Here is a 2,869-nt window from a genome sequence, read left to right as displayed (position 1 = left end):
CGGGGTGGAGCAACTGACCCACGGCATGTCCCTCGACTCCGTCGTGCACCTCGCGCCGTTGTCCACACACATTCACGAGGGAGAGGAACTGACACTGATGATCTCGGCCCACGCCTTCCCACGATATGCCCGCGATCTGCACACCGACGAAGACCATCTGTACGGAACCCGCACGGTGCCGATGCGACGCATCGTGCGCGGCATCGAGTTGGAGATGCCCGTATGAGCGAGGTCTCCTTCAGCGCAGACGATCTGGTCGACCCCTTCACCGGATTGATCCGTGCGCTGCATCCGGTCGAGAGGCTCGACGGGATGCCGGAACGGTACGTCGGACTGACGGCGGAGATCGCCGATACCCGTGCGCTCGGACAGTGGCCGTGCGACCTGGTGTCGCTCGGTACCACCTTCGCGGATCCCGCAGGGGCCAGGATTGCGGCGATCGGCGAGGCAGTGGAACGGTACTGCGGAAACTACGTACCGAACACGCTGCGCTACGCAACGCCCGCAGAACTGCGCGCCGAGGGTGTCCGCCATTGGGGGAAACAGACATTCGAGTTCTTCGCGCCCTGGCAGCTGAACTCGGAAGGCTTCCCTTTCGAACGTTTCACCGAGAACTCGCGAGTCGCCTGGGTCGACGGGGTATCGGACGACGGGGCTCTTGTCGCGATTCCGGCCTCGTACGTGTACCTCAACTGGCGCGGCGGATCTCGCAGGAAGGACCCGCGGATTCATCATCTGAACTACGCAGGCATCGCCACCGGACAGGGGCTCGACGACGCGGCCACACGTGGACTGCTCGAGCTCGTGGAGCGAGATTCGCTGTCGCTGTGGTGGCACTTGAACCTGCCTGCGCGGGGGATAGATCCGGCATCGGTGCCCGGACTCGCGGCAGACCTCGGCGACTCACGACTGCGGTGTCATCTCCTCGAGCTGCCGTCGTACTTCGGAGTTCCGGTGGTAGCGGCCGTTGTTCACGATCTCGAACTCGGGATCGTCGCAGGCGGCTTCTCGGCGAAGCTGGACCCGGTCGACACGGCACGCAAGGCCGTTCTCGAAGCGATCCACAGTTGGGTCTTCACCCGAGGACTGGTCGAAGCAGACGGCTGGGTGTTCGGATCGATGCGCGCCGGGGTGCTGTCGCCGGGTCTCTACCTGGACCACCGCGCCGATCGCAGCTACCTCGATGCCGCCGGAGCGCGCAGTGAACACATCCGCGACCTGGGTGCACAAGCCAGGTGTGGCTCGATCCCCGTACTCAGGCCGCATATCTTCCCCGCTTCACGAATCCGGCGGAGACGATATCGATCGACGAGCTTCCCCACGGTGCCGCCGACGGTATGCGGAGCGCGCTCGCTGTAGCGGGCCACGAGGTGGTCGTCTGCGACATCACCACCTCGGACGTGGCGTCGACGCCACTGCGGGTGGCCCGGGTCTGTGCCTCCGGCTTGATTCCCAACGCCCCGGCCGCATTTCCCTACTTCGGGCTACCTCGGTGGCGCGACATCGCTCGACAGCACGCACCCGATTGCGACCCGACCGATCCGAACACGCTGCTGCTCGCTCCGCCCCCGAGCCTGTGACCGCCTTTCGACGCTTCGTTCTGGCGCGTGCGGTCGCCTGGATCGGTAACGCGATGTCCACGGTGGCCGTGCCGATGCTCGTCTATCAGTTGAGCGGCTCGCCGTTGCTGTCCGGCGTCGCTTTCGCGGTGGAGTCGTTGCCGTACTTGATGTTCGGACTGATCGCAGGTGCGCTGGCCGACAGGTACGACCGTCGCGCAGTCCTGCTCGCCACTCAACTCGGCAGTGCTCTCGCTCTGGCTTCCATCCCGGCGGCCCACCTGATCGCGTCGGTGACCGTTGCACACCTGATGATCATCGCGTTCGTCGTTTCGACGCTGTTCGTGTTCTTCGATGCCGCGTCCTTCGGCGTCGTACCGGCCTTGGTGGGACGCCATCGAATCGCCGACGCGACAGGCACACTCGTCAGCGTGGGCACGGTCATCGGGATCGCGGGCCCGTTGCTCGGTGGCGTTGCCGCGACGACTCTGGGTCCGCCGGGTGCCATCGCGATCGATGCACTGTGTTTTCTCGTCGCGACGGTGGTCACCTCGACGACCGCGCTACCCGTGAGCGCCGCGTCGGCTCCGGGCGGTTCCGGTCTGGGCAGGTCGATCGTAGAAGGGGTGTCATTCATTCGGCGTCACCGCGTGGTGCGGGCACTGACCGCGGTCGGCGTCGGGGTGAGCATCGCCAACGGTGTGGTGGTGGGACTGATGGTGGTCGTCGGCGTCCGGCAGCTCGGTCTGGCCGCCGAGGATGGGAGAATCGGATCACTCTATGCAGCAACGGCTCTCGGGGCATTCCTGGTCAGTCTGGTCAGTGCGCGCATCCAACGGGTGGTCGGGACCGGCGTGATCACGTGCCTCGGCTTGGTGGTGGCCTTCCTGTCGATGCTGGCGTGGTCCGTCACGGGAGTACTCGCTGTATCTCTGCTGGTTCTGATCGTCTATCAGGCCGCCAACACGATGATCGTCGTCAACGGCATCGTGGTTCGTCAGTCCGTCACGCCCGACCACCTGCAGTCCCGGGTGAACACCACGGCACGGATGATCGCGATGGGTGGAACTCCCTTCGGCGCTGCGGCAGGCGGGGCCGTTGCCGGTATGTTCGGCGTGACCGCGGCCGTCGTGCTCGGAGCGGGCGCGCTCGCTCTTGCGGGGGCGGTAGCCCTGTGGCTCGGGGTGCCGCGGCTACCGTTGCTTGCCGTCCTCACCGAGTCCGCCGAGCGCGAAGGCCAGTAGCGGAACGGACAGTCGGTCCAGGCGGAGCAAGTGCGAGAGCTCCTCGTCGTAGAAGCCCGAGATTGA

4 protein-coding genes are annotated in these 2,869 nt (G+C 65.8%); all 4 read left to right on the top strand.

The genetic code is table 11. The features are described 5' to 3' along the window. On the top strand, nucleotides 1–226 hold a 226-nt coding region (locus tag RHBS_RS26350; protein ID WP_236745418.1), incomplete at its 5' end, for a CocE/NonD family hydrolase C-terminal non-catalytic domain-containing protein. After that, nucleotides 223–1,359 carry a YcaO-like family protein gene (locus RHBS_RS26345; protein WP_128646838.1) on the top strand — a complete coding sequence of 379 codons (1,137 nt, stop codon included), beginning with the start codon at nucleotides 223–225 and terminating at the stop codon, nucleotides 1,357–1,359. The genes RHBS_RS26350 and RHBS_RS26345, both read left to right, overlap by 4 nt. Further along, nucleotides 1,338–1,580, top strand: coding sequence for a hypothetical protein (locus tag RHBS_RS29340; protein ID WP_187298645.1), 243 nt, complete (start codon nucleotides 1,338–1,340; stop codon nucleotides 1,578–1,580). Before RHBS_RS26345 ends, RHBS_RS29340 begins: the two co-directional genes overlap by 22 nt. Beyond that, on the top strand, nucleotides 1,577–2,803 hold the full coding sequence (locus tag RHBS_RS26340; RefSeq protein WP_183130243.1) for an MFS transporter: 1,227 nt from the start codon (nucleotides 1,577–1,579) through the stop codon (nucleotides 2,801–2,803). The genes RHBS_RS29340 and RHBS_RS26340 overlap by 4 nt, the downstream gene beginning before the upstream one ends. Nucleotides 2,804–2,869 lie beyond the last annotated feature (66 nt).

This window comes from Rhodococcus sp. BS-15 (assembly GCF_000813105.1).
In the GTDB taxonomy this organism is placed as follows: domain Bacteria; phylum Actinomycetota; class Actinomycetes; order Mycobacteriales; family Mycobacteriaceae; genus Rhodococcoides.
Note: the sequence above shows the minus strand (reverse complement) of the source record. Positions and strands in the feature narration are given on the sequence as shown.